A 23,618-nucleotide genomic window follows, 5' to 3' on the forward strand; every position below is an offset into this window, starting at 1 on the left:
GTCATTCCCCGTCCGATCATTGTAGAATTGCCGATGGTGATATCGTTTCGACGCGCCGCGGCGCTCGTTGGGCCGCATAGCGCCGGGCGGAAAGATCGGCCTCGATCAGTGCCTCCAAGTCATCGAAATGTGTGTCCCATCCGCCTGGCCGCCCCGGTCTGGTTCGGTGCCGGGGCGAGGCGGCGATCATGTCGAGCGCGGCTTTCCAGCTCAGCCCGTCAAGAGGGTCGAGGAAAATTGCCGGATGTCCGCCTGCAGCCTCGCGATGCGCGCTGATGTTGGATGCGACGACGGGCGTGCCGAGAGCGATCGCTTCGGCGATCGGCATGCCATAACCCTCGGTAAACGAGGGGGCGAGGAGAGCGGCGGCGCCGGCGACCAGCCGCGCCAAGGCGGCATCCTCCAACCCCGGTACTTCGATAACGAGCCCGGGCAAGGCAGGGCACCGTTCGAGCATTGCCAGAATATGGCTGTTTTCCCATCCCCTCTTGCCTACGATCACCAGACGAGGTGCCCTAGGGCCGTCCCGTTCTGCCAGATACTGCCATAGACGCAGCAGCAGAATGTGATTCTTGCGCGGTTCGATGGTGCCGATCGTCACGAAATAGGGAATTTGCGTGCGAGCAATGTCATCGGGGGGAGACAAAAAGCATTGCTCCACCCCCGGGGGCAGCACGGCGATGGAGGGGAGCGCGCTGTTGCACTCCTGGGCGAAGGTGCGTAACGCCCGTGCCGTCACCTGGGAATTGCACAGCACAAGGGAGGCGTGCTTCAGCACCGTCGCCATCCTTCGACGATGACGCTCCGGCTCTTCCGGTCGGACGAACTCGGGATGCGAAAGCGGGATGAGATCATGGACGTAAAAAACGCCGTTCCGCCCGGTTTGCTCGAGCCAGGAAAAAGCCGATGTTCGCTCCAGCCGACTATGGGAGACGTGGACGAAGGATGCGTTGCCGGGCAGCGTCCGCCCCTGGGCAAAATGATTGGCGACGACATGCGCGATCTTGCGCAGCTTCCGGGTGTGAGCTTCGCCGGGCTTAGCCTCGGTCGCCTGCCATTGGATCTTGCCGTCGATGGCAGCGAAAATGCGATCGAGAAGAGCAGCCTGAGAGGTTGATACTTCGCTCGCCGCCCAGCGGCGGGCAAGCGTGGAGACGAGCTTGTCCGCTCGCTCGGTGGCAACGGATACCGCGCCGTGATGCCCCGTTTCGACAAACCAGGATGCTTGCGGTGCCCCCAAAGCATTGGTCATAGCGGCACGCTTGCGGCGCTCGTTCAGCCAGTGCGCATAGTGAAGCTCGTAGCGATCTATGCCTGTGGGGGTCGGGCAATGCGCCCGCTCCATCAGCCGCGAAATATCCATAACGATCGGCTTCATCACGATTTTCTCGCCTCAAGCATGTGGATGACTTGCGCAAGCCAGCGCCGTTTTGATGGGTTGGGAGCCGCCCCCAGGCGGGCGCGATAGAGCTCGGCGACCACATCTTCCGCTTCGCAGGGAAGATCGGTGATATTCGACCAGTATCGCGGGTAGAGGATGAGCGCGCCGGCAACGAGAGCGTCGAGGCTCAACAGCCGCTTGCGCCGGAGCGATACGACGGTGTCATGGGTTAGACCCCAGCCGGCATAGAAGGGCAGGCCATGGCACCATACCGGCTTTTCGCGCAGCAAAGCCTCGAAGCCGATCAACGATGTCGCGACATGAACTTCGTCGACCGCCTGCAGGAGATCGTCGAAACCGACATTGCCGATGACAAGATCGGCAGCATTCATCGATGGGGATGAAGGCGGGTGACGGCCTTCATTCCTGGCCAGGAGATCGGGATGCTGCTTGTAGATAATGAACGCGTTCGGCCTTGCGCGCCGGGCGGCCTTTAGCAGGTCGACGTCGGACGCATGGCTTGGCATACCGAAGCGCAGGGAGGCGTCGTTCGGAACCTGCCCGGCAACCAGAACGATCGTCCGTCCCTTGGCCTTTGCACGATAGTCCGGCGCGGCCTGCGGCGGCAGGTTGTATTTGGTGATGCCCATCGAGACGATCGCCTGCCGAAGGCGCTTTGCCCGATCGAGGAGCGCCTCATCGAAATTCGTCCCGTTCAGGATCGTTTCGAGCTGGCTCGGGGCAGAGGCATTGAAGTAGATGCCTTGCCTGTCGAAGCAGAGAGAGGATGGAGGAACGAGCGAGCTGCCGAGGCCGGAAGAGCGGATGAAGCCGTCTTCAACCCGAATGATCGGCAATCTCTTGCCACCTTTCCATAGAAGGCTTTCTTCCGGCGGATCGGCATTCCCCCACAGGACGATCGTGTCTGCATTCTGGATCTGCATGGCCGTCGGATCGGTGGCGAACCGCACCTCGGATCTGGGGCTGCTCAGATAACGACGCATTACCGAGCGTTTGTGAAGCGAGAAGTTGACGCAAAGATAGCGCCCCGAAAGGGAGCGGGCATGGTGGCGCCATTCGAGCAGCCGCTCGACGGCCTGCTCGGCCGTGATCGGATGACGCGAGACCGGATCGACATAACGGGAATATTGAAGGAATGCCGCGTCGGCAAATTCGTCGATGTTGACATGCCGTGTCCGCCGGGCGCGCGCTGCAATTGCTGCAGCGCCTTCGGCGCGATCGTCGGTCAGTCCCCAGCCGGCATAGAAAGGCATGCCGAAGGTCACGACGGGTATTTCGCGCAGCAATGCCTCGAGGCCTAGATGGCTCGACACGGTCCAGACCTCATCGACCAGATCCAGTATCGAATGCAGGGAGACGGCCTTGTCGACGAACTGCACTCCGCCTGTGTGGATATAGGGTTGAAGAAAACCTTTGGCACGGCCCGCCACGACATCGGCATGGCACTTGATGATGATGTCAGCATTTCTGTCCGCACGCGCTGCGGCCCACATCCTTGCGAAGGCACCGGCATCGGCGCCGGCGCTTTCGATGGATCGATCTCCGATGGCCTGGTCGATGAGCAGCAGACGCCTGCGGTGGTTTCGGCGAAGGAGTACGGCACCCTCCGGCAGATGGTTGTCCTGGCAAAGCCGCTCGCGGACGATCCGTTGCCGCAGATCGCTCGCACGACCAATATCTTTATGCCGCGGCCCTGCCTGGAGCAGAGTTTCCAGCCGTGACGGCTGGTGGGCGGAGAAATGAATTCCGAGATCGTCGGTGACGATGGAAACCGGCGGTGCCGTGCTTGCGCCAGGCGATTGCAGAAAGCCGCCGGAGACGGTCCAGAAGGGCAGACGGTGAATGCGCGCATAAAGGCGCGCCATCCGGGCGAGCGGCCCATCCCCCCAACCCACGACGCCATCCGCGGCTGCGCCCGCCATCAGCTCGATCGGTCTGAGAGAGGCGGAAATCGCCGGACCGATCAGGGGAAAACGCCGCCGGGTCGCCAGGAAGGCGAGCAGCTGTGCGTTCGCCACAGGCAGCCAGGACGGCCGTTCACCTGTATCTGTTGTCGAGACCCGCATGTCCTGGGAGAAAATCGTCGAATCCAAATGCATAGATCCCCCAATGCAAGCTAGAGGCGGTCACGGCCGCCCGGGCGAAGCGACCTGCAATGCCGGACTGCGGCCGATTGCCTGAACGGGATCGGTTCGAGAGAGATGGGAAGCGCCAATTGCAGGATGGCAGTCCGATATCTCATGGCTGCGCGTTGCAGCCACGGGCGCTCGCGACGATTCGGCCCGGCACGATTGCTGACAGGGTTCAAGATGCCTCCAAGCTTTCCCATTCCGAATTCCTTGAGCCAGCAATGAGGGAGAAATGGCGAATTGAATGGCAGTTATCACCGCCGCAATTTCGCCCCGCCATACGGATCGCGCCGCCAAAGTATTAATTGCGACAGAAGGCAAATTATTCTTGAGATCATACGTTAAATATCAAATAGACCGAGAATTATATTTGACTTTCAAAGGATATATGTGAATCTCTTGCGAAACTAAATGCCGTCACGAGCGTCATGCGCCTCGGCGGGGTGGCGATTGGGAGAGGCGGAATGGGAAGTCTGCCGCGATGCGCGCGGAGCTTCGGCAAGATGACTATTGAATGGTTGCGGCCATTCTCCGAGAGATTGATGGTCCCAGATGAGCCGTATCGAGAATAACCAGGATTTTGTCGATTTCGTCACATTGGTAACGGCGCGCTCGTCCGGCATCACCACCGGCCGGCCTGTCTCCAGGCCGATTTCAATTGTGAGATGGATCAGATCCCAGCTGCTGCTGTTACTGATCGTCGTCATTCCAGGCCTGCTCGGCGGCGTCTATTATGCCTTCATATCTGCCGATCAATATGTTTCCGAGACGCAGTTCGTCGTTCGCAGCCCGAACAGGAATGCGGCAGGCCTGCTGAGCGGCTTCCTCCAGAGCACCGGCTTCGTTCGTGCTCAGGACGACAGCTATATCGTCACCGAATTCATCAAGTCCCGTGCGGCCGTTGACGCGCTCGTCGAAAAGGACGGCCTGAAGGAGATTTTCTCCAGACCCGAGGCGGACTTTCTCAACCGCTATCCTCTGCCGTGGCGCGAGGCGAACAGCGAGGAGCTGTTTCAGCATTATCTCCGGTTCATAAACGTCCATACCGACAGTGGTAGCGGCGTGACGACGCTGGATGTGAGGGCATTTCAGGCCGATGATGCCTATCGTCTGGCGAACGCCCTGGTTCAGCACGCCGAAGAGCTCATCAATCGCCTGAATGATCGCGCCCGGCAGGACGCGATCCGTTATGCGCAGGTCGAGGTGAATGACAGTCAGGTGAGGCTGTCCGACATGCAGAAGAGACTGACGGACTTCCGCAATCGCGAGGCTCTTGTCGATCCGGGCAAGCAGTCGTCCGCGGCGCTCGACATGATTGCCCGGCTCTCGGACGATCTGGCCGACAGCAAGACACGCCTTGCCGCGCTTGACGAGCAAGCCCCGCGGAGCCCGCAGAATGACGCGCTAAGGGCACGAGTGGCGGCGATGGAGCGGCAGATCAGCGACGAACGGGCACGTATCGTCGGCAGCGACGGTTCGATGGCGCCGCGTATCGCTCAATACGAACAGCTGCTGCTGGAGCGGGAAATGGCCGCGAAAATGCTGACCTCGGCGACCGCTTCTCTGGAGAACGCGAAAATCGATGCGCAACGGCAGCAACTCTATCTCGAACGAATTGCCGATCCGAACTTGCCGGACCATGCGCTCTATCCGAAGCGCCTCCAGTCATTCCTCCTGCTGCTTGCGATCTGCTTCGCCATATTCTGGATCGTGCGCTTCTTCGTCATCCAGGTCTATGAGCATGCGGCTCAGCAATGACTAGTCTTCCTTCCAGTCTCGCGCGATTCGCACCGTCGGAAGTCGCGGCCCAGAGGGTCGAGGCGCCTTGGCACGAAGATGGCATTGTCGGCGTATTCGATCTCGTCAAGGAATATGAAGTGAATGGGCGTATGCGCCGCGTGCTTGACGGCGTGACCTTCAAGATTGGCCGCGGCGAGAAGATCGCCGTTCTCGGTCATAACGGCGCGGGAAAATCGACGCTCGTCCGGATGATCGCCGGCATAGAGGAGCCGACGTCCGGAAAGGTCGTGCGCAATATGTCGATGTCATGGCCGATAGCGCTGAGCGGCGGCTTCGGCGGTTCGATGACCGGTTTTGACTGCATGCGCTTCCTCTCACGGATCTACGACAAGCCATTCGACGAAATTCGCGATCTGGTGGAGGATTTCAGCGAGCTTGGTCGCTATTTGCGCATGCCCATCAGGACATACTCGTCCGGCATGCGTGCGCGATTGGCTTTCGGCATGTCGCTTGCGATCGATTTCGACTGTTATCTCATCGATGAGGTGCTTGCTGTTGGCGACAAACGTTTCCAGCTGCGCTCCTTCGAAGAACTTTTTGTCAAACGGAAGGATCGTTCAATGATCATCGTGGGACATAACCTCAATGTGATCGGCGATTTGTGCAAGTCGGCACTCGTCCTGAAAAATGGCCGCGGCCGCGTCTTCGATGACATAGAAACGGCGTTTCGAATCTACTCTACATTGTAGATCTTCCGCTTTGATTGTATTTTTCGAGCGTCGATGGCAAACATCACGCGCAGATTTTGCAAAATGAGACAGTATCGGAAGCCCGTCAGCCGGCATTGTCTCATCTTCTCGTCAGCCATTGAAACAATGCCGTTACGCCTCGGATCCCGTCGGTTCGCCCGGTCAAAACACCCAATACATTAGGCTAATCGAAATTAAATCGTTTTTGATTGCTTTCGAAATTACGGCGATTCTCGCCACATATTTCTGCAGCGTACGACATATGCCCCCATCACAACCATTACGCGGTGAGTGTGGAGCATAAATCAGTAACTACTTCTGCAACCAGCACCGGTATATCACAGGGATAATGGCTATACGGGTAGAAGCTTTTTTGTCCGATGGCGTCGCGTCCGAAGGCTGAATTTGAGCAAGCGCATGGAGGTGTAGGAATCTGTATAACGCCGTCATTATCTGTACTGTCGCGCTAAAATTCGTCGTGCTAATTTACTTTCAGATAATACAACTTAAGATGAATGATCATACGATTTGGAGTGGTCAAGGGGCAAGACCATGAAGTCCTCGTAACGAACGCTGGAAAAAATCTGGCTCGATAAAATCATGTGGTGGCGATTGCGAATATGCAATCTGAGATATTGAGTAGGATAGCGGATGGCGATGTTGGAAAAAGTTGCCGAACAATGCGTTGGCACTTTTGAAGTGTATTCTCGTGATGCAATTGTTCGCAATCTCGATGTACTTGAACCAAACTGGAAATGGGGTGTTCCGTCGGAAGCCAGTGGAGATTACTCCTTTAAATTCAGCAAGCAGCCCGTTCAATCGACGTCCATCATAAGTGCGGAGCACTCTGCTGGCCTGGAGGCTATCGCGAAGCACGACGTGCCGCGTGTCAGCATCGTATTCGTCCTGGCAGGCGAGTTGGAAATCAATCACAAGCGGATGCATAAATCGCTGCGCATTCCTGCCAATAATGTCGCCAGCATCAGCGACCGCGCCGGCAAGCGGCTGGAGATAAAGCCGCGAAGTTCCTGGCTGCTGTTTCAAATTCCGGAATCGGTTATCCGGCAGCACTTCGAGGAATTGACGGGCAAGCCCTATGTGCAGGAATTCGCCCTGGCACCGGTGAGTTTCCGTCAAGGCGGCGCGCAGGGGCTATACCAGACCCTTCGCCAGGCCGAAAAGGATCTCATGACAGCTCGTCCGGCTGAAAGGGTGATGCTCGCAAAGGCCTACAGCGAGCTTCTTCTCGTCAAGTTGTTTGCCAAGCTTCCGCACAATCTTTCCGATGCCTTCCATCGCGGAACATTGGAAAGCGCGCCGCGCCAGCTTCTGAGGGCGGAGGCTTTCATGCGGGACAACCTGCATAACGCGATCATGCTGGAAGACCTTGCCCAGGCCGCAAGCTGCAGCCCGCGCGCACTGCAACGCATGTTCAAGACCTATCGCGGTGACACACCGATGGGAATCCTGTGCAACTATAGGCTAGCCGCGGCCCACGGCGCGATCAAGGGCGGCCAGGCCGAGAGCATCACCGACCTCGCCATGAGCCTGCAATTTTCCAATCCCGGGCGGTTCTCCGTTCTCTACAAGCACGCCTATGGCTCCAGCCCATCATCGATCCTTCGGTTTACCCGTGAGCGCAGTGACGATGCCGGAACGGCTTAATGTGCTCAGAGCAATGATGCCTCATCAAAACTGCCTCCATGCCGTTCAGGATTGTCGATGCCGGTGAAGTTCGGATTATTGTGTGTTCTCGCCTGCGTTCTTACGGGCTGTGCATTGCCGGAGGCCGGACCCAAGGCCTCCCGCATATTGGAGGAGGCGGCGGCGCGTACCGTTCCACCATTTGCGCTGGTCGACGTGATATCGACGGCAATAGTCCGGAGCGCCGCGCGGCCGGAGGCCAGTCTGGCGGCTTATTTCGGCGAAGGTACGCGTGATCCGGGCCTGAAGATCGCCGTCGGTGATGTCGTTTCGGTCAGCCTTTGGGAGGCCCCGCCTGGAAGCTTGTTCGGAATGGCAGCTAGCACCTCCGGGCAGCAGCAGGCGACGGGCAGTTCCGTTACGATCCCGCCGCAAACCATCAATAGCGATGGAACGATCAGCATTCCCTATGTGGGACGCATCAATGCGGCTGGACGGACGCCTGCCTCCGTCGAGCGCGCCGTAATCTCCGGCCTTGCCGGCAAAGCGGTGCAGCCGCAAGCGCTGGTGACGGTGCAGCAGAGCGCCTCGAACACGGTCACAGTTACGGGCGAGGTTGCAGGCGGCGCACGTGTCGCGCTGTCGCCGGCCGGCGACCGGGTACTCGATGCGATTGCCGCGGCAGGAGGCCTGCGCGCCAGCGTCAACGACAGCGTCGTCTATCTGACGCGGGGACGCCGGACGATGCACATGCCTTTCACCGCGATTGTCCAGAACCCGCGCGAGAACATAAGATTGCGGCCTGACGATGTGGTCACCGTCATGCGCGAACCGACCACCTATACGATCCTTGGCGCATCGGCGCAGAATGGCGAAGTGCCCTTCAGCGCGCAACACCTGACCATGGCAAACGCGGTGGCACGTGCGGGAGGCCTTCAGGATGCCCGTGCCGATGCTTCGGGCATCTTTCTCTTCCGGTATGAGCCGCTCGACACTGCCCGCCGCATCGTCGCACCGAACAATCCATTGCTGAGACGCGGCGGACCAGTCCCGATCGTCTATCGGTTCAACCTGAAAAACGGCTCGACACTGCTCGCCATGCAGAGCTTCGAGGTTCAGCCGCGCGACATCATCTACATTTCCAATGCTTCCTCGATCGATATTCAGAAATTCATGGGTCTCTTCCAGGGCGTCACGGGAACTGCATTGTCTGCCGCATCGGTCGGCATAGCCGCATCGACGGCAAACTGAGGATATCGCTGGAAAGCCGTGCCCGCAGCGAGAGAGCTGCGGGAATCGAGGAAGTTTCATGATGTTGTCCGGTCTCCAGATTGCATTGCCGGCATGCCGGATCAAGGCCGGATCGAGAGGGATAAGATGAGTTCTTCGCCGCTGCTGCACCTTCACGAGTTGATGGCTTTCGATCGGCATCAGGCCGAGGCTGCTATTTTGCAGCGAGTGAGCAGCGCTTATCTCGGGAACCATACGGCTCTAGTGCGCGTGCTCGGCCGCTATAAGCTCTATATCGATACCCGCGACAGGGGGTTCGGGTCCCATGTCCTCCTGGACGGTTTCTGGGAAATCTGGCTGACCCTGTTCTGCGCGCGCAACGTCAGGCGCGGCATGACCGCGATCGATGTCGGTGCAAACTTCGGCTATTACTCACTTCTGCTGGCCGAGCTCGTCGGAGCCAAGGGCGAACTGATCGCCGTCGAACCCAACCCGCATGCTGCGGATTTCCTGCGCCACAGCGTCGAGCTGAACGGACTGCTCGGACGGACGCGGGTCGAGAGGCTGGCGCTCGGCAGCGCGGCATCAGGCGAGGCATCCCTCTATGTTCCCCATAGCGAACCGAAGAACGCGCTGATCGTTGCAGAGACTTTCCTGCCCCATCCCCAGGATGGGGCCCTCATCAAGGTCCCGGTAACGACGCTCGACCGGTTGAGCGCATCCTGCACGCGCGTCGACTTCATAAAGATCGACGCCGAAGGGGCCGAAGAAGTCATCCTTGAGGGGATGGGCGAGACCATTGCCCGTCACAAGCCGATGCTTGTCGTCGAATTCAATCCCGCCCGCTATGCCGATGCGCGCGGTTTTCTCGAGCGCCTTGCCGGCATCTACGGATCGCTTCGGCGTCTCGACTTCAGTGGCGAAGCTGTCCCTATCGCCTCTACGGACCTGCTCTCGAAATACGGGGCCGACGACTCGCTCCTCGTCCTTTCCCGCGACAAGCCGGCCTGAGGACGGGGAGGGATGCAAGATGGCGAAGGAGAGACGGGAGTGAGCCAGACGATCCTTTACGATGGCCTCAATCTTTCGCTGAAGAAGGGCACCGGTGTGGCGACCTACACCAGGAGCTTGATGTCGACGGCGCGTGCGTTGGGCTATCAGACCGGAGTCGTCCACGGAATGCCCGGAAACGTTCCGAAGGATCCGATATTGCGCGAGGTGCTGCTATTTGACGATACCAGCGCCCGCGTACCGGGCGCGCTTTCCACTGCAAAGCGGTGGCTGCGCCGGCGCGTTGCCGCACCATTCGGCATCAAGCCCGTTCCGATTCCGCTGAGCGGAACCGTCATTCTGAAGTCGCTTCAAGCGCAGCTCGGCGATTCCGCCATGGTTTACGCCTCCAATGACCTGTTCCAGCTCGCGAGGTATCATTTCAAGCGCTACGGCAACAATCTTGCCATGAAGTTCGAGACGCAGCCGGATCTTCTGCATTGCACCTATCCCATGCCGATTGCTGCAAAGAAGGCATTGAACATCTATACGATCCACGATCTGGTTCCGTTGCGGCTGCCATATCTCACCGAGGACGACAAGCGCTATCACTACAAGATGCTTCGGTCCCTCGTGCGGCGGGCCGATCACATCGTGACCGTGTCCGAGACGTCTCGCGCCGATATCATCAAGGTTCTCGGCGCCGACGAGGCGCGGGTCAGCAATACCTATCAGGCGGTTCACGTGCCGGAACAGCTTCGCGCGAAGCCGGCCGATGTGGTTGCCAACGAGATAGCCGGCATCTTCCATCTCGACTGGAAGGAATATTTCCTCTTCTTCGGTGCCTTCGAACCGAAAAAGAACATCTCGCGGCTGGTCGAAGCCTATCTTGCCGCAAAGACGAACAAGCCGCTCATCATCGTCGGCGCTCCGGGATGGAAGGGCGCGGAAACGCAGCAGCTCATCGATGATGATCGGTTCCGCTTCTATCTTCGTGCCGAAGACCGCATTCTGCCGCAGCGGCAGATCCAGCGCTTCGACTTCGTCTCCTATCCCTTGCTGATAAGCCTGATCAGAGGCGCGCGCGCCGTGCTGTTTCCTTCGCTCTACGAAGGTTTTGGCCTGCCGGTGCTCGAATCCATGCAGCTCGGAACGCCGGTTCTCAGCTCCACGGAAGGATCCATCCCGGAAATTGCCGGGAATGCCGCGCTTCTGGTCGATCCGTACAATACCGAAGAAATGCGCAAGGCGATCGTCAGCCTGGATCAGGACGATGCGCTATGCGCCTCGTTTGCCAAGGCCGGCCCGAGGCAGGCGGCACGCTTCTCGCCGGATCGGTATCAGCAGAAGGTGAGCGCGCTCTATGACACGCTTTTCAATGGATGATCACGGGAGCGCGTGGATATGACCATCCTCTTCGCCTTCGGTATGCCGGGTGTCATGTCCTCCTGGGGCGTGGCCGCCGTCCACGCGCTCGCACGCGAAGCCTTCGGCGACTACGCAATCATCGCAACCGACACGATCGAGGATCTCAAGCGACACGTCCAGAGCCGATCCGGGATGCATGCCGTGCTCGTCTCGCAATTTCCGGAAGCCAGGCTGTCGGAACTGATCCTCAGGGTCAACGTGCCCTTTCTGCTGTTCCTCGAAGATCCCATCGACGCGGTCTCCTATCTCGCACGCGCCACCGAACAACGGGATATCGGCCTGGTCAGGGCCGTGTCGGCTAGCCTTGCCTGTCTGGAGCCGCTTGCGAACGCCTCCGCAGCACTAGTCCTGCGCCGCAACGACGTCAGTCAAAAGGGCAGCATCGATCGGCTACTCAGGGAAATCGATGACCATTTCAGCACCGATCTGACTTTGGAGCAAATTGCAAAGGCGCTGCGGCATGTCGGCATGGCGCCGTCGGGCCAATTGTCGCTCGCCGAAGCGCCGGAGCTGGAGGAGGCCGCGGCGGCGGTCATCGCGGGATATCTGACGCCGCAGGAAGAGGTGCCCGAGCTCAGCGAGTCCCTGCGTGAAACAGCAAGAAAAGTTCTTCACCCGTTGCAGTTCGATGCGGCGAGGGGGGAGGGCAGCACCATCTTCTGGCCGCAGGAGACGTTTTTTTCGGGCGACAGATTGGAGCAGGGTCTGGACGAGCTCGTGGACCTGACCGGAGGAGCCCGGTGTCTGATCTATGGCCCTTATCTGCACCTGCCGATCGGCCACTGGAATGCCAAACTCAATTTCGATGTGGACGAGGACTGTTACGGGCAGATCTTCACAATAGAAATTCATGCCACCGAATTGCTGGGGAAGCTGCGGGTCTGTCCGCAAGGCACGGGTTCATTCGAAGCGGCAGTGCCGGTCGATGTCGTCGATCCGCGTGCTCCAATCGAAATTCGCCTGATGATGGATAGCGGCGCCATCGAGGGACGACTTTCCGCCTGGAGCGTCGAGTGGCAGCGAGCCGCCTGATCCGAGCGCCGTGCTGGCTTCGCACACAATGAGCCAAGATATGCTTCCGGCCGGCGACGGTATCTTGATTGCCGTCTTATTCTGCTGTGCCGAACAATATTCTATTGCTGAATATTTCCAGCTCCAGGAATTTTGTAAACCAACGTTTCCTGCGCCGAAATTCCGTATTGGTGCCGTAAAACCCTTCTTTTCAGCGAATTGATAGTTTGTATAAGGGTTGAGAAAACGGAATGAAGCCCATGAACGCCAGCGCACCGCCGGATATTCTGATCGTGGATGATGACCATGAGATACGTTCGCTCCTGAGCCGATATCTCGAGGAACAGGGATTCCGCGTCTCGACGGCAAGCGACCTTCGCGGATGCAACGACGCGCTGAACCGCCGCCAGCCCGACCTGATCGTGCTGGATGTGATGCTTCCCGATGGATCCGGTCTCGATCTCTGCCGTGATCTGCGAAACCGCCGCCCAAGGATTCCCGTCATATTGCTGACCGCCTTGAAGGAGGACATAGATCGCATCCTCGGTCTTGAGATCGGTGCCGATGATTATCTCGGCAAACCGTTCAATCCGCGCGAACTGGCTGCGCGCATTCGTGCCGTGCTGCGTCGTACGAACGAGGACCCTTCGGCAGAGCCCGAGCAAAGGCGCTATCAGTTCGCGGATATGACGCTCGATCCGCAACTTCGTCGGGTGAGCCGGAATAATGGCGAGGTCATTGCGCTAACGGGTGCCGAATTCGATCTTCTCAAGGCGTTTCTCGAGCGCGCCGGCCGGCTGCTGTCGCGTGATCAGCTGCTCGACTTGACGCAGGGGCGTGATCGCGACCCTGCCGACCGCTCGATCGATGTCCTGATGAGCCGGTTGCGCCGCAAGCTGGGAGAAACGACGGAAGATCCCATTTTCAGAACGATCCGCAACGGCGGCTATCAACTCGTTGTCCCGGTAACGGCTATCAAAGGCGATTCATGAGGTCACTTGGTGCGCGCCTGGCGCTACTCCTGCTGACAGCCATCGTCCTGGTCGTCATTTCCTCCTCCTTCGTGGCAAGCCTCGTCATGCGGGGGCCACGACCGGACATGACGATCGATCGGACGGCCCGGCAGCTCGCCATTCTCGCGACCTTCGCGGAGAAGGATCGAGCCTTGGCGGAATCGGCAGGATTGATCATCGCTCCCATGCCGCCCAGCGGCCCGCCCGACGAAGAACTCTCCCGCTTTCTCATGGAGGCGCTGCTTCGCATTTCCGGCATGCGCGACGCAATCATATCGCACCAGTCGACAGGCGAGTTGATCGCGTCGCTGAAGCTCTCCGACGGCAAATGGCTGGTCATGCCGATGACGCCGCACGGCCCGCCTCCGGATGGCTGGAAAATCCTTGTCGGTTGGCTTGGCCTTATCATCATCGGCAGCGTACTCGTTTCCATCTTCGCCGCTTCGAAGATCATGAAACCGCTGCGCCTGCTGGAGCAGGCGGTGGCGGCAGTCAATCCGGACGGCACGCTGCCGCACATACCGGAAAGCGGCCCGGGTGAAATTCGCGCCACCGCACAAGCGCTCAACGGCCTTTCGGCCAGGGTGAAGGCGGCCACGGAAAGCCGGATGCGGCTCGTTGCCGCTGCCGGCCATGATCTGCGAACCCCGATGACCCGCATGCGACTGCGCGCCGAATTCATCCAGGATGACGAGGAACGGCGCAAATGGTTTGCCGATCTGGAGGAACTCGACAGGATCGCAGACAGCGCCATCGGCCTCGTTCGCGAAGAGATTTCCAAGGACAGCTTGGAGCGGGTCCGGCTCGACAGGATTGTCGACGGTATCGTCACGGAACTGAGGGCGATCGATATGAACGTCGCGAGCGGCGATCTGGAGCAGGCGACGATCTGCGCGGGGCCGCTGGCCGTTACCCGCGCCTTGCGCAACCTGCTCATCAACGCCGCAACGCATGGCCAGTCAGCGACGGTAACGGTCACGCACCTTGGCAACCGGGCCGTCGTGAGGATTATCGATACGGGTCCCGGCATCCCCGAGGATCGACTGGATCAGGTGTTCGAGCCCTTTTTCCGAATCGACATCGCAAGGCAGAGATCCTTCCCCGGCGCCGGCCTCGGCATGGCCATTGCGCGTGAAATCGTCACACGATTCGAGGGCGAAATCACCGTTCGAAACCGCCAGCCGCGGGGGCTGGAGCAAGTCGTATCGTTCAAGAGTGCCGAGGCCAAGGCCGCGAGCTGATCAAGCGGAACAGGCCGAACAAATCAGCAGCATGCAAATTCGGCCACGCTCCAAGGTCGTACGCGAAGTTTTCCTTAAACAGGATTTACTTACGTAGAATTTTCGAAATTCTACGAACAATAGTATTTGCAGTAAGATCATAGAACTTACTAAATAACGTTTTTTCTAATAGAAAAGCCGAGACACTAAAATTCGTCAAAATGCCCTGATTCAGCAACATTCGGAAATGTTTCGAGCTTCAACCTATGTAAAATTATAGCCGATCAGCAGCTTGGCTCGAGCAGGCTTTGATCGCCCCGCATACCCGGCTTCGCCATGACGCCCCCAACACGAATGGCGAAGCCGGATTGCTTTCCGGCAATGCTGCCGTGATTTTTATCTCGAATAATCAGTCACTTTGATGGTGTTGCTACAGCGGGCGGGCAGCGAACGTTGCCCAAGCGGGCAGGTCGCTGAAGATAAGACTCATCGCGCAAAAACAGGTGGCGGCGAGATAATCGGACCGCAGAATGGACCAAAGTAAAATTAAATCTGAAATAATTGAACACAGCGCCGAGCAGGCAATTCCGCACGGCTTCAAGGAGGAATTGCTGTAGGCTGTCCTGGCGTCCTACACCAACTGCCATACACACGCCGGCGGCGACTTTCAGCCGGCTGCTATGGACGATCGTCGGCGTCGGGCCGGGCGTCCATCCGATGGAGGATTTCTTCGCCCGATCGCCGATATTGGCGATGCTGCACGCGAAGGTCCGGGAGCACCGGGCGGGGCGCTCCCGGACCATTCAGCCCCGGAGGGGCCGCTCCTTCCAACCGACAACGCGTCCGGGGGGATCTCGATCGATTGGAAGTGGAGAGGACATGGTCTGAATTTGCTAGGCAGCGGCCTTTTCCCTGACCGAACCTCTGTTGCGATCAGTGGAATGCATGAGGACCGGGAACGAGCGATCGTTCGGCATCCGCAAGCTTCGCAAGCTGATCTGCTGTCAGAACGTTGCGAAGGGCGGCAGCCTTGTCCTTGAGGACCGTGGCCTTGGCGGCACGATTAAGAAAGCGCTCGGCGATCCGCTCGCCAAGAAGCCCTTTCGACCGGTCCGCATCGTGATCGGGCTGCTGCACGGTGTCACCATTCGCGGGCGGCAGCCCGGAGGGGTGTTGCTTAGGAAAGGCCAGAAAATCCATAAGCGCGTTGGTGTAATCCCGCCAGGCATCAAGCTGAGCGCTGCGAATGCCGATCGAGGTTTCCATCGCCGACAACCTGCCTGCCAGTTCCAGGGCGGGATCCGGCGGATAAGGGAAGCCACGCGGCGGCATGGGCATGTCGCCGCCGAAAGCCATCATCGGGCCTTGGGGATGCGGACCGGGGAAGCCCCAGCCCTCCGGCAACAGGGGAGGCGGGGGTGGCGATGCCATTTGGGCGATGGGTGGGGTCTGAGCGTCTGGCGTGGCGGCCGGCTCGCCGGCGAGTGCCGAAGCGGCAATGCCGCCGATAGCCGTTATCAACAAAGTTGCGACGATATATCGTTGCCTCATGATCAGTGCCTTCATTGCGATTGACGGATGCTGAGGCTAGCGGGGCCATATGAACGCAATAGGTCCCGACATTTCCGAATATTTCTTCTCGGAGGAAAGTTGCGAACGAAGTTTGCCAAGGGCGGCGGCGGCAACAATTCATTACAACTTTTCTTGACGCAACAGGCGCAAAGCGAACATCGCAACCGCATCAAGGCCGGATGCAGTAGCGAAACAGCTGCAGTTCGTAAGGTAGGGATCTCGGTGCAGCGAGGCCGTCACACATGAAAAGAGCCGCACCCTTGGATACGGCTCTTTTGAGACTTGATCGACGTGCCGCTCCGGGCCGGCGGGGCAGCTTTGCTATTCCTTGCCACTTGCAGCCGCTGACGTCGATTGCCCGGCTTCCTTCAAGGCAGCCGCACATTCCTCGCAGCATACCTCCACCGATTTGCCGCCAAGGTTGACCTTGATCGTGTCTGCGCCAAGTTCGCAGTCACAGGCGGCGCATGTTGTTTTCCTCATGTCGTGATCCTTTCCCGATTTCTCCCCTTGCCGGGGCAGGATCATGAAAGCATCGATTGCCGGATAGGTGCTGTCAAAATCTTTAGCGAACCGCGTAGCGCTTCGGCTTCAATTGCGCCGAGCGCTGAAATTCCGCCGGCGTCTGCCCGTAGGTCTGCTTGAAGGCTGCGCTGAAATGGCTGTGGCTGGAAAAGCCGAGATCGAGCCCGAGCATGGTCAGATCGTCGTAAGAGCCCAGAAGATCGAGCGCTCGCGCCAGCCGCAACCGCAACTGATAGCGATAGAGCGGCATGGCTTCGACCTGCTGGAAAACCTGGGTGAGGTACACCGGCGAGACGCCGACCTCCTTGGCAATCTCGGCAAGCGTCCACCGCCGGGCGAGATCGGAGGTCAGCACGAGCTTCGCCCGGTCGACGAGTTTCTGCCGGCCGAAGCTTGCGCCCGCCTCATGCGAGGTGCGCTCGCCAAGCGAACGGCGCACCAGCGTCAACGCCAGCGTTTCGCCCTCCAGACTTTCGGCAATATTGCGGCTGAGCCCGTGACGAAGCATCGCCACAAGCGCTTGCGCTCGCGGATCGATACGACGGCGCTGGCGGCGGAAAACGACGCCTTCGCCGGATTGTATCTGTTCCTTTGGCGCGAGTTCGTGAAGCAGGGCCTCATCGATCATGAGATCGAGACAGGAATCGCCACCCTCGATGGGGTGGCTGATCCTGTAGTCCTGGCCACGATTGAAGAAGACAACCTGATTGGCTTCCGAAACGGCCTCGCTTTGGCCGACGTGACGCTTGAAGACCCCGCGATAGGTATAGACGAGGCTTGTCTTATGGGCGCATTCTTCATCGCTCTTGTGCCGACATTCACCATTGCAGACGACATCGCGGATGAGGACGCTTTTCGTCTTCAGCAGTACGGTTGTCGAAAATTGTAGCATGCCGAAATCCTCATCCCACCGCTTCAGCAGGTTGCATGGCCTGAGCCTAGCACGTTCCGCTTCATATTTTTAGTAGCGGCTGTAAATATGAACATCGCTTCCGGCTTGCCCGCGAGAAAGCCCTATGTCCTTCAGCTGGTCGTCGGAAAGCTCAAGCAGCGCATTGCGATTTCTTCTCTCGGCGATTTTGCGCGCGACGAAGCGCATTATATCGATGAAGATCGAGAGAGGCATACGCTGGGCCTTGCGGACGGCACGGCTGCGCTCGGAAAAAATTGTGATGTTTGCGACTTGCATGGCGATACTCCACCGCTTGTTTCGATGAAGACAGTGAACCATTGGGAGGGATTCCGCGCTGTCAGATAATTTAGCGATCGACAGGGCAGCCGAGGGCGACGAACCCCATGTGGGCGATGGCGACAAACAATCGTGGATAGTGGCGGCAACGCCAGTATTTTCATTGTCGACATCTTGCCCACAGCGACGATAGTGTCGAGGCCAACCAGCGTAAGGCCAAGTCTACCAGGGAGAGTGAAAATGTCGTGGCAACATCCCGTATCCCGGATCACTGACGAGGAACGGCAGCAGCGCCTATCGCGGCTTCGTCAGCTTCTCGATACGCACGGACTGGCCGGTATGCTGCTCGGGCCGACGGAAAGCCTGCGATATTTCACCGGGCTCGTCTGGCATGCGAGCGAGCGGTTTCTGGGCGCACTCGTCACGCCGACCGCGCTCTATTACATCGTTCCCGACTTCGAGCGCAGCCGCGTGGAGACGTTGCCGCATCTGCCCGCCGAAATCCTCGAATGGCAGGAGGAGGAGAGCAGTGCGGCATTGATCGCTCGCACGCTTGGACATTCAGGCGTTTTGACGCTCGACGACAATATGCCGCTCTATTTCTACAACGCGTTGGCGACCGAGCTTGGAACTGAAAGACTGGCCAATGGCGGACCGCTCATCAACGGGCTGCGCCGGATCAAATCTCCCGCGGAAATCGCGCTCATCCAATGTGCGATGAACTTGACGCTTGACGTGCACAGGCAGGCTCATGCCGTGCTCAAGCCCGGCATCCGCGCCTCGGACCTGATCGAATTCATCGACCGGCGGCATCGCGAGGCCGGCGCCCATGGTGGCTCGACCTTCTGCATCGTGTCCTTCGGTGAGGCCACGTCGCTGCCACACGGTGCGGACGGCGATCAGACGCTCGGTGAAGATGATGTCATCCTGGTAGACACAGGCGCACGCATCGACGGCTATCATTCCGACCTGACACGAACATACAAGCTGAAGGCCGGCGATAGCGCCTTCGAAGATGCCTGGGCGATCGAGCGCGAGGCACAGCAAGCGGTTTTCGATGCGGCAAAATTGGGTGCTGCCTGTTCCAGCCTGGATGATGCGGCACGGGCTGTGCTGGCAAAATACGCACTCGGCCCCCACTATAAGCTGCCGGGCCTGCCGCACCGCGCAGGCCATGGCCTCGGACTGGACATCCATGAGGAACCTTACATCGTGCGCGGCAATGCGACGGCGCTTGCGCCCGGCATGTGCTTTTCGAACGAGCCGATGATCGTCTTTCCGCAGAAATTCGGCATTCGGCTGGAGGATCATATCTATATGACGGCGGATGGCCCGCGCTGGTTTACCCAGCCGTCCAAGGGGCCGACCGAGCCTTTCGCCTGATGGCAGAGGCCAGCCCGGCGCTCGAGCGCCGGGCAATGCCCCGATATCGGCTTTCTGCATTCGCCGGCACTCTCAGCCCTGGAACGGAATGGTTGGCCCGGGCTGCTTTGCCCGCTCGTTGGTATAGGAAACGCCGTGGAGGCTGCGAAGCCGCCGCGATAACACGGTCAAAGCGACAGACCTATGCCGCCCTTGTTCCGTCCTCACGGAAGACATGCAGATGCTGCGCCGGAAAGACGACATTCACGAGGGGGCCGGCGCTCAATGCGCCACGATCGAGGGTGAATACCTTGAACGGCAGGCCATGCAGCGAAAGATGCAGGATGATGCCGAAGCCCGTGGGTTCGACGAGTTCGACATTGGCGGACATGCCGGACTGATCTGACGATAGCGCGACATGCTCGGGCCGTATGCCGAGCGTCACCTTCGCGCCATCAGCCATTTTCAACGGCTCCGAAAGCGGGATGACTGTTCCGTCCTTGAGCTTGACACCATTTCCCTCGTAGATTGCATCGAGAAAATTCATGCCGGGCGAGCCAATGAAGCCGGCGACGAAGAGGTTGGCGGGACGGTCGTAAAGTTCAAGCGGGCTGCCGACCTGCTGAACCACGCCGCCATGCATCGCAACGATGCGGTCCGCCAGTGTCATCGCTTCGATCTGGTCGTGCGTCACATAGATCGACGTCGCTTTAAGATCGCCGTGCAACTTCTTGATTTCGGCTCGCATCTGTTCACGAAGGCGAGCATCGAGATTCGATAGCGGCTCGTCGAAGAGGAAGGCTTTCGGCTGGCGCACGATGGCGCGACCCATGGCGACGCGCTGGCGCTGGCCACCCGAGAGCGCCTTCGGCCGGCGCTCCAGCAGCGGGTCGAGACCGAGCTTGGATGCCGCACTGGCGACTGCCTTGGAAATGCTGTCCTTCGCCATCTTCCGCAGCCGCAGGCTGTAGCTCATATTGCCGGCGACATTCATGTGCGGATAGAGCGCATAGGATTGGAAGACCATGGCAATATCGCGATCTTTCGGATGAAGTTCGTTGACGCGATTGTCGGCAATGCGGATTTCGCCGCCACTGATATCCTCGAGGCCGGCGATCATGCGAAGCAGGGTGGATTTGCCGCATCCCGAGGGGCCGACAAGAACGACAAACTCGCCATCCTTGATCCGAAGGTCGATGTCGTGCAGCACCTGCACATGGCCGTAGGCTTTCTTGACGTTCTGAATATCGATCGATGCCATATGACTAACCCTTGACCGCGCCGGCCGTCAGGCCCTGCACGAGATAGCGTTGGATGAGCAGGAAGAAGAGCGCGGCCGGAATGAGCGCCATGACGCCCGCTGCCATCATCTGCCCGAAATCCACCGAGAATTTCGAGACGAAGGTGAGAAGGCCGACCGGGAAGGTCGCTGCCTGATTGCCGTTGATGAGCATCAGCGCGAAAAGCAGCTCACTCCATGCCGCCGTGAAGACAAAGCCGAGCGTTGCCGCAATGCCGGGAAGCGTCAAAGGCAGGATGATCTGCCGGAAGGCGGTGAACTGCGTCGCACCGTCGATCATGGCTGCTTCTTCCAGATCCTTCGGAATGCCGTCGAAGAAGGACTGCATCAGGAAGGTGGCGAAAGGCACGTTGAAGGCCGTGTAGACGATGACGAGGCCGGTCAGGCTGTTGGTCAGATGCAGCGGCGTCAGAATCTTGAAGATCGGCGCGACGAGCATGACCAGCGGAAACATCTGCGTCAGCAGCATCAGCGCCACGATCCAGTATTTGGCACGGAATTTGAAGCGCGAGAGCGCATAGCCGGAGAGCGACGCGCAAATGGTGACCGCAACCGCCGTCGAGGCGGAGACGATCAGACTGTTCTTGAAGAAGGTCGGAAAGTCGCTGTGCTGCAGCACGAAGGCATAGTGTTCCCAGGTCGTGCGCGACGGCCACATGCGAACGCCTTCGGTATAAAGCAGATCGTTCGGCGTCACCGACACTTTCAGCAACCAGAAGAGTGGGAAGAGCGCGAAGGCGACGTAGCAAAGAATGGCCAGACGATGGGCGATGGTGGGAAGGACGGATCGTCTCATGGCTCAATCCTTGTTCAGCAGTGTCTGCCGCAGCAGGATGATCAGCATGGAATAGGCAAGCAGGAGTATGAGCAACACCAGCGCGATGGCCGAGGCATAGCCGAAATCCAGCCGCTTGAAGGCTTGTGTGAAGATGTAGCTGGCGACGATCTGCGTGCGGTCCGCCGGGCCGCCGCCCGTCATGACGACGATCAGATCGGCGAAATTGGAGATCCAGACCGTTCGCAGGAGGACCGTGATGGCGATGGTCGGCGCCAGGAAAGGAAGCGTGATCGAGCGAAAGCGCTCGAACCAACCAGCGCCATCGATCGAAGCCGCCTCATAAAGATCGCGCGGGATCGCCTGGAGAGCAGCCAGAAGGGTGATGGCAAAGAAGGGAATGCCCCACCAGACATTGGCGATGATCGGCCCCCACATCGCATAGTTCGGATCGGACAGGATATTGCCCGGCTCACTCATCAGACCCATGGCATAGAGCCAATGGGGGATGGGGCCGATGACCGGATTGAACAGCCAGGACCAGTTGAGGCCGGCGAGGAAAGAGGGAACGGCCCAGGGCAGGAATACCAGCGCCTGAACGATCGATCTGCCGAAAAACGGCTTGTCCAACAGAAGTGCCAGGATCAGCCCGAAGATGAACTGCAACACCACGGAGGCGCCGGTCCACCAAAGTGTATTCTTCAGTGCCCAGTAGAAGGCCTTATCCTTGGAGAGATCGCGAAAGTGTTCCAGGCCGATGAAGCCGCCGGAAAACGGATTGAGCAGCTGAATATCGCGAAAAGCGTAGGATATGCCGATTGCCAGCGGCACCAGCATCACGGCGATGATGAGGATGAGGGCAGGGGCACTGTAGAGATAGGGTTCCGAGGCGTCGGCGAGGCGCTTCAGCCACGGCCTGCGGTCGTGACGCCTGTCGAGCGTGTCGGTGATCGAAGTCATCTGCAAGAGTTCCCATTCGCGGCGTTCGAACGCCGTCTGTTTCAATTGGGCAGAGATGGCGGCGGATCGCTCCGCCGCCGCATGTGCGTTCTATTTCTTGGCCAGGAATTTCTGCTGGGCCTTGGTCAGGTAATCGGCCCACTGGTCGGCCAGATCCTTGGCCGAGATATCGCCGAGCAATGCCTGCTGCGACGTCTTGATCGCCAGCGAATCCTTGAAGAAGGCGAATTCCTCAAGATAGGTCGGCATGACAGTGGGAACGGTGTCCTTGTCGGCCAGCTCCTGGAACCAGCCCTTGAACTGATCGCCGGCGTAGAATGGGTCTTTTTCAGCGGCCGTATAGGCTGGAAGTGCGCCGATCTTCTTGTTCCATTCCAGATTGCCTTCCTTGCCTTCAAGGGTCGCGATCAGCTTCCAGGACAGATCCTTGTTCTGGCTCGTCGCGAACATCGACCAGCCGGCATAACCGATAGTCGGGAAGGACTTGCCATCCGGCCCCTTCGGCAGCGGCGCTACGCCGAAATCATCCTTCTTCATGCGTTCGGCGACGGCGATCAGCGCATCAGGATCCTGATCGAGGAAGGCGCAGGTGCCGGAATAGAAGCCGGCGACGACCTCGTTGAAGCCCCAGTTGACGCTGTCCTTCGGCGCATAGCCCTTCTTGTAGAGATCGACCATCCACTCGATGCCCTTCGCCCAGCCCGGGCTGTTCATCGTCGACGTGCCGTCATCCTTAAAGTATTTATTGTCCCCGGCCATGGTGGCGGCAAAGATCATCCAGCCGTTGAGACCGCCCGGACCTCCGCGCATGCAGTAGCCGTATTTGCCGGGCAGCTTGGAGATGGCCTCGGATGCCTTGACGAACTCGTCCAACGTCTTCGGCGGCTCGGCGACGCCGGCATCCTTCAGGATCTTCTTGTTGTAGAACATGGCGCGCAGATAGAAGCCGTAGGGCAGCATGTAGGCGGTGTTCTTGACATCCCGGCCGAGCTGAAGCGCGCGGGGCGTCAGTTCACCCGTATGCTCCCACTTGGCGAGGTAGGGCTCGAGGCTTTCGAGCATGCCGTTATTGCCATAGAGCGACAGCCAGGTATCAGGCATTTCCATCACGTCCGGCGTATCGCCGGCCGAAACCATGGTGGCGAACTTCTGAAAGGCCTCGTTCCAGGGCAGGGAGATGATGTCGACCTTGGTGCCGGGATTTGCGGCCTCAAACTTGGCGACGATCGATTTGAGCGTCTCGGTGCGCTCGGGGCTGGTGATGACTTCCACAAGCTTGAGCGTCGTGTCGGCAAAGGCGGTGCCGCCCATCAGAGCGGTAAAGAGTGCTGCTGTTATCAGTCTTTTCATGTCGGTTCCCCCTTTTTAGGTTTTCCTCT

Annotated in this window: 20 protein-coding genes; 10 read left to right on the top strand and 10 right to left on the bottom strand. The window is 59.1% G+C overall.

Features of this window, described 5'->3' with window-relative positions; translation table 11 throughout:
• Positions 1-16: 16 nt before the first annotated feature.
• Positions 17-1,378, bottom strand: a complete 1,362-nt coding sequence (locus FHT84_RS03005) for a glycosyltransferase family 1 protein (RefSeq protein WP_183760852.1) — start codon at positions 1,376-1,378, stop codon at positions 17-19.
• Positions 1,378-3,501, bottom strand: a complete 2,124-nt coding sequence (locus tag FHT84_RS03010) for a capsular polysaccharide biosynthesis protein (protein ID WP_169643210.1) — start codon at positions 3,499-3,501, stop codon at positions 1,378-1,380. Before FHT84_RS03010 ends, FHT84_RS03005 begins: the two co-directional genes overlap by 1 nt.
• Positions 3,502-4,083: 582 nt before the next feature.
• Here FHT84_RS03010 and FHT84_RS03015 point away from each other — a divergent pair.
• From FHT84_RS03015 to FHT84_RS03055, 9 genes are all read left to right on the top strand, one after another.
• On the top strand, positions 4,084-5,289 hold the full coding sequence (locus tag FHT84_RS03015) for a Wzz/FepE/Etk N-terminal domain-containing protein (RefSeq protein WP_112345004.1): 1,206 nt from the start codon (positions 4,084-4,086) through the stop codon (positions 5,287-5,289).
• Complete coding sequence (locus FHT84_RS03020; RefSeq protein WP_210260432.1) at positions 5,286-6,020, top strand: ATP-binding cassette domain-containing protein; 735 nt, start codon at positions 5,286-5,288, stop codon at positions 6,018-6,020. Before FHT84_RS03015 ends, FHT84_RS03020 begins: the two co-directional genes overlap by 4 nt.
• Before the next feature lie 879 nt (positions 6,021-6,899).
• Positions 6,900-7,685 carry an AraC family transcriptional regulator gene (locus FHT84_RS03025; RefSeq protein WP_245430475.1) on the top strand — a complete coding sequence of 262 codons (786 nt, stop codon included), beginning with the start codon at positions 6,900-6,902 and terminating at the stop codon, positions 7,683-7,685.
• A gap of 57 nt (positions 7,686-7,742) precedes the next feature.
• Complete coding sequence (locus FHT84_RS03030) at positions 7,743-8,915, top strand: polysaccharide biosynthesis/export family protein (RefSeq protein WP_183760849.1); 1,173 nt, start codon at positions 7,743-7,745, stop codon at positions 8,913-8,915.
• A gap of 126 nt (positions 8,916-9,041) precedes the next feature.
• Positions 9,042-9,905, top strand: a complete 864-nt coding sequence (locus FHT84_RS03035) for an FkbM family methyltransferase (RefSeq protein WP_112345216.1) — start codon at positions 9,042-9,044, stop codon at positions 9,903-9,905.
• 39 nt (positions 9,906-9,944) lie between these two features.
• Entirely contained in the window at positions 9,945-11,270 is a 1,326-nt protein-coding gene (locus tag FHT84_RS03040; RefSeq protein WP_245430476.1) for a glycosyltransferase family 1 protein, read from the top strand.
• Positions 11,271-11,288: 18 nt separating this feature from the next.
• Positions 11,289-12,344: a hypothetical protein gene (locus FHT84_RS03045; RefSeq protein WP_112345008.1), complete on the top strand. Its 1,056-nt coding sequence runs from the start codon at positions 11,289-11,291 to the stop codon at positions 12,342-12,344.
• 239 nt (positions 12,345-12,583) lie between these two features.
• The gene (locus FHT84_RS03050) at positions 12,584-13,315 is read left to right on the top strand and encodes a response regulator transcription factor (protein WP_112345217.1); all 732 of its coding nucleotides are present in this window, start codon (positions 12,584-12,586) and stop codon (positions 13,313-13,315) included.
• Positions 13,312-14,577 (top strand): ATP-binding protein, encoded by a 1,266-nt coding sequence (locus FHT84_RS03055; RefSeq protein WP_112345009.1) that lies wholly within the window; start codon positions 13,312-13,314, stop codon positions 14,575-14,577. Before FHT84_RS03050 ends, FHT84_RS03055 begins: the two co-directional genes overlap by 4 nt.
• A 912-nt stretch (positions 14,578-15,489) precedes the next feature.
• On the opposite strand, the gene FHT84_RS03060 is transcribed toward FHT84_RS03055, so the two are convergent.
• From FHT84_RS03060 to FHT84_RS03075, 4 genes are all read right to left on the bottom strand, one after another.
• Entirely contained in the window at positions 15,490-16,107 is a 618-nt protein-coding gene (locus FHT84_RS03060; RefSeq protein ID WP_112345010.1) for a hypothetical protein, read from the bottom strand.
• A gap of 342 nt (positions 16,108-16,449) precedes the next feature.
• Positions 16,450-16,611: a hypothetical protein gene (locus tag FHT84_RS03065; RefSeq protein ID WP_169643208.1), complete on the bottom strand. Its 162-nt coding sequence runs from the start codon at positions 16,609-16,611 to the stop codon at positions 16,450-16,452.
• Positions 16,612-16,693: 82 nt separating this feature from the next.
• Positions 16,694-17,545 carry an AraC family transcriptional regulator gene (locus tag FHT84_RS03070; protein WP_112345012.1) on the bottom strand — a complete coding sequence of 284 codons (852 nt, stop codon included), beginning with the start codon at positions 17,543-17,545 and terminating at the stop codon, positions 16,694-16,696.
• 69 nt (positions 17,546-17,614) lie between these two features.
• Entirely contained in the window at positions 17,615-17,842 is a 228-nt protein-coding gene (locus FHT84_RS03075; protein ID WP_112345013.1) for a DUF1127 domain-containing protein, read from the bottom strand.
• A 240-nt stretch (positions 17,843-18,082) separates the two neighbouring features.
• On the opposite strand from FHT84_RS03075, the gene FHT84_RS03080 reads away from it, so the two are divergent.
• Positions 18,083-19,225 carry a Xaa-Pro peptidase family protein gene (locus FHT84_RS03080; protein ID WP_112345014.1) on the top strand — a complete coding sequence of 381 codons (1,143 nt, stop codon included), beginning with the start codon at positions 18,083-18,085 and terminating at the stop codon, positions 19,223-19,225.
• A gap of 181 nt (positions 19,226-19,406) precedes the next feature.
• On the opposite strand, the gene ugpC is transcribed toward FHT84_RS03080, so the two are convergent.
• The 4 genes from ugpC to FHT84_RS03100 all read right to left on the bottom strand — a co-directional run bounded on the left by ugpC (position 19,407) and on the right by FHT84_RS03100 (position 23,589).
• The gene (gene ugpC, locus FHT84_RS03085; protein WP_112345015.1) at positions 19,407-20,465 is read right to left on the bottom strand and encodes a sn-glycerol-3-phosphate ABC transporter ATP-binding protein UgpC; all 1,059 of its coding nucleotides are present in this window, start codon (positions 20,463-20,465) and stop codon (positions 19,407-19,409) included.
• A 4-nt stretch (positions 20,466-20,469) separates the two neighbouring features.
• Positions 20,470-21,300: a carbohydrate ABC transporter permease gene (locus FHT84_RS03090; protein ID WP_112345016.1), complete on the bottom strand. Its 831-nt coding sequence runs from the start codon at positions 21,298-21,300 to the stop codon at positions 20,470-20,472.
• Positions 21,301-21,303: 3 nt separating this feature from the next.
• Positions 21,304-22,239, bottom strand: coding sequence for a sugar ABC transporter permease (locus tag FHT84_RS03095; RefSeq protein WP_112345218.1), 936 nt, complete (start codon positions 22,237-22,239; stop codon positions 21,304-21,306).
• A 90-nt stretch (positions 22,240-22,329) separates the two neighbouring features.
• The gene (locus FHT84_RS03100; protein ID WP_112345017.1) at positions 22,330-23,589 is read right to left on the bottom strand and encodes a sugar ABC transporter substrate-binding protein; all 1,260 of its coding nucleotides are present in this window, start codon (positions 23,587-23,589) and stop codon (positions 22,330-22,332) included.
• Positions 23,590-23,618 lie beyond the last annotated feature (29 nt).

The sequence above is a fragment of the Rhizobium sp. BK289 genome, from assembly GCF_014193575.1.
GTDB classification, from domain to species: Bacteria; Pseudomonadota; Alphaproteobacteria; order Rhizobiales; family Rhizobiaceae; genus Rhizobium; species Rhizobium tropici_C.